The organism is Parendozoicomonas verongulae, from assembly GCF_009711465.1.
In the GTDB taxonomy this organism is placed as follows: domain Bacteria; phylum Pseudomonadota; class Gammaproteobacteria; order Pseudomonadales; family Endozoicomonadaceae; genus Sansalvadorimonas; species Sansalvadorimonas verongulae.
Map to the genome: position 1 here is coordinate 1 of NZ_SMME01000677.1, position 3682 is coordinate 3682.

3 protein-coding genes are annotated in these 3682 nt (G+C 50.5%); 1 reads left to right on the forward strand and 2 read right to left on the reverse strand.

Annotated elements, in window-relative coordinates:
- On the forward strand, positions 1–636 hold a 636-nt coding region (locus tag E1189_RS23370; RefSeq protein WP_196221108.1), incomplete at its 5' end, for a hypothetical protein.
- A 120-nt stretch (positions 637–756) separates the two neighbouring features.
- On the opposite strand, the gene thrC is transcribed toward E1189_RS23370, so the two are convergent.
- Both thrC and E1189_RS02685 read right to left on the reverse strand, forming a co-directional pair.
- Positions 757–2157 carry a threonine synthase gene (gene thrC / locus E1189_RS02680; protein ID WP_155158516.1) on the reverse strand — a complete coding sequence of 467 codons (1401 nt, stop codon included), beginning with the start codon at positions 2155–2157 and terminating at the stop codon, positions 757–759.
- 26 nt (positions 2158–2183) lie between these two features.
- The gene (locus tag E1189_RS02685; protein ID WP_155158517.1) at positions 2184–3479 is read right to left on the reverse strand and encodes a homoserine dehydrogenase; all 1296 of its coding nucleotides are present in this window, start codon (positions 3477–3479) and stop codon (positions 2184–2186) included.
- Positions 3480–3682 lie beyond the last annotated feature (203 nt).

A 3682-nucleotide genomic window follows, 5' to 3' on the forward strand; every position in this document is an offset into this window, starting at 1 on the left:
ACAACGACAGAAACAGGGGCAGAGGCAGATTCGCCCAGGCAGCCAGATCCCGACATAGAAATAGATGAAGGTTTCCGCCTTCTGGAAACCAACCCTCAAAGAGCATTAACGGCAGCAGCGGCGTTATTAGCAAAACACATAGAAGACCCGCGTCACTATGCCCGTGTTGTGGAATTAAAAGCCCAGGCTTTATTTCTTCTTAAGGATTTTGATGGATGCATCAGATACATCGATTCTCTTCCACAGAGTTTGCAATATATCCAAGAGGTGCTGTTGGCAAAAGCCCGGGCTTTACAGGCTCTTTATGAAAGGCACTCAGCATCTTTTAATGATAAAAAAACCAATGGACTGGCTCTGGCCAGACATATCCTGTCCATTGGCCTCATAAATAATGCGGAAATAGCTTTGGATATCTATACCCAGCTGCGCACCCAGGCGGCCGGAGGAATGGAAGACACACCCTGTGATGACAAGGACATCGAACTGGCTCTGGCTCACCTTTTCCAATTCATGGGCGGTGCGGATAACCAGAGAAAAGCTCTGAACATCTACACCCGGCTGCACGCCAATGGGGCTGAAGAGCTGGAGGCTACCGTTGTAGTTATGAGGGCTTATCTGCTCCGGGAGGCACCTTAAACCTCGGTACACAGCTCTCCAGACCCAGGGGCAAGGTGACAGTTCGCAGTCGGTTGTGAATAGAATGACGTAAAGCTCTGCTTCATTGAAACAGAGCGTTACGCCTTACAAAAGCCCCTCTTACAAACCAAGCTTCTCCTGAATAAAGCGGTGCACTTCAGCTTTATCATCTGACAAAACTGTGTACAGCTCTGGACGCTCATGGAGGTCAGCTAACCACAAGGGCAACTCTGGTTCACTCAGGCCTGCACGCACAACAGATTCTGGAAATTTCACAGGATGAGCTGTAGCCAACGTGACTATTGGAACGGATTTATCAGAATGACAGACTCTGGCAGCTTTAACACCAATAGCTGTATGAGGATCAAGCAGATAGCCACTGCATTCATCCGACACCTGTTTTATAGTAGAGACAACCTCTTCATCGGAGGAGCGGTTACTGGTAAATAACTGCTTTACAGCCTGCCAGCGGGCTTCATCCACGGAGATAGAGCCGGTTTCATCAAACGCCTTCATCACGGCTGCCAGTTGCTGACCATCACGGTCATGAACGTCAAACAGTAGCCGCTCAAAATTGCTGGACACCATAATATCCATACTGGGAGACAGGGTAGGCGCCAGCTGTTCCTTAGCGTAACTGTTATCAGCAAAGAAGCGGTGGAGAATATCATTGCGGTTAGTAGCCACAATCAGCTGTTTGATGGGCAAGCCCATTTTCCGGGCGATATAGCCTGCGAAAATATCACCAAAGTTGCCAGTCGGTACCGAGAAAGAAACCTCTTTCTCCGGCGCTCCCAGAGAAAGAGCAGCATGAAAGTAATACACCACCTGAGCCATGATGCGCGCCCAGTTAATGGAATTTACCGCCACCAGCCGACGCTCCCCCTTAAGAAAACTCTGGTCGGCAAAGCTGGCTTTCACTAGCGCCTGACAATCATCAAAAGTGCCTTCCACAGCAATATTGTGTACATTATCTGCCAGCACCGTAGTCATCTGACGGCGTTGCACTTCTGATACCCGCTTATGTGGGTGCATGATAAAGATATCCACATGCTCACAGGCACGACACCCTTCAATAGCCGCAGAGCCGGTGTCACCGGATGTGGCACCGAGAATCACCGCCTTTTCACCGCGACGTTCCAGTGCTTCATCCAGCAAACGCCCCAGCAACTGCAGGGCGAAATCCTTAAACGCCAGTGTCGGACCATGGAACAGCTCCATCACCCACTCATTGGTATCCAGCTGAGTGAGAGGGGCAACAGCCTTGTGGCGGAATACCTTGTAAGTGTCGTGCACAATGACCTGGAGCTTTTCCTCTTCCAGAAAATCAGCGACAAACGGACGCATAATCTCAACGGCCAGATCCGGATAATCCAGCTCCACCAGCTGACTCACCTCTTCTGCCGAAAAGTGAGGCAGAGATTCCGGAATATACAGGCCGCCATCACTGGCCAGACCTGCAAGCATCACATCTTCAAAACCAAGTGCAGGGGCCTGCCCGCGGGTACTGATATATTTCATTATTATTCCCGTTAAACCTTGAACGCCTACAAATGTTCCACACGAATATGGGCGACTGAACCGATAATGTCATCCAGCGCCTCAATCTCTTTCAAAGCTGCACTGAGAAGGCTTTCGCGAATATCGTGGGTCAGCAGAACAATATCCACCGCGCCACCACTCTCCTGCCCTTCCTTTTGCAGCAGAGCATCAATGTTAATACCATTCTGCCCGAGAATTTCTGTCACCCTCATCAGCACACCGGGACGGTCTTTTGCACTCATGCGCAAGTAGCAGGCGGCGTGGACATCAGTAATAGAAAGCACAGGCACCTCTCGTCCATCCTTCAAAGGTGCCACCGGTGGAACGGCCACCTGGGGGGTATCAATCAAACGGGCGATATCGGCGATATCCGCAACCACAGCGGAAGCCGTTGGCTCGCTGCCCGCTCCTGCGCCGTAGTAAAGGGTTTGACCAACAGCATCACCATCAATCAGCACACTGTTCATCACACCATCTACGCTGGCCAGCAAATGGCTTTCTGGAATCAGGGTGGGATGCACCCGCAGCTCTACGCCCTGTTCTGTACGGCGGGCAATCCCCAAGTGCTTGATGCGATAGCCCAGCTCCTGTGCATACTGCAAATCTTGCGGAGTGACTTTGCTGATACCTTCGGTATAGGTTTTATCAAATGCAAGAGGAGTACCAAAGGCATTGGCTGCGAGAATCACCAACTTGTGGGCGGCATCAATACCTTCCACATCAAAGGTGGGGTCGGCCTCTGCGTAGCCTAAATCCTGAGCCTGCTTGAGTACGTCTGCAAACGGGCTGCCTTTGTCTTTCATTTCGGTAAGAATAAAATTACCAGTACCGTTGATAATACCTGCCAGCCAATTGATGCGATTGCCCACCAGACCTTCCCGCAGAGCTTTAATCGCTGGGATACCGCCAGCCACACCTGCCTCATAAGCGACAACGACATTCTTTTCTCTGGCGGCTGAAAAAATTTCATTGCCATGTTCAGCTATCAGAGCCTTGTTGGCCGTTACCACGTGCTTGCCATTTTTAATGGCTGTGAGAACAAGCTTTTTGGCAACGTCATAACCGCCAATCAGCTCAACCAGGATGTCGATCTCGGGGTTATTGGCCACCTCAAAAATATCGGGTGTAACAGGGATATCAGCAGTATCGCAGGAAGGGTTGGGGCGACGGGCTGCAATCTGGGCAACCTGAATGTTACGGCCGGTGCGGCTGGAAAGAATGTCTGCATTACGGCGCAGTACATTCACTGTACCACTGCCAACAGTTCCCAGACCACATACTCCCACTTTCACAGGTTTCAAGCTGGCACCCCTCGTTTGCATCATCATTTTATTATTGCCTGACAGTTGCCTTCTAAGCCGTGCACTGTCAATGGTGTCAGATTATAGCGCCGGTCACAGTGCCACGATAGCCTGCATACACAGGATACAACGCCATAAAAAGCAAAAAAGCCTGCAAATAACTTTGCAGGCTTTACCCGATGTGTGACTTTCCATGTCTAAAG

Bases quoted from the DNA above. Each gene is read 5' to 3' on its own strand.
- thrC (WP_155158516.1), bottom strand. From the start codon at position 2,157: ATGAAATATATCAGTACCCGCGGGCAGGCCCCTGCACTTGGTTTTGAA.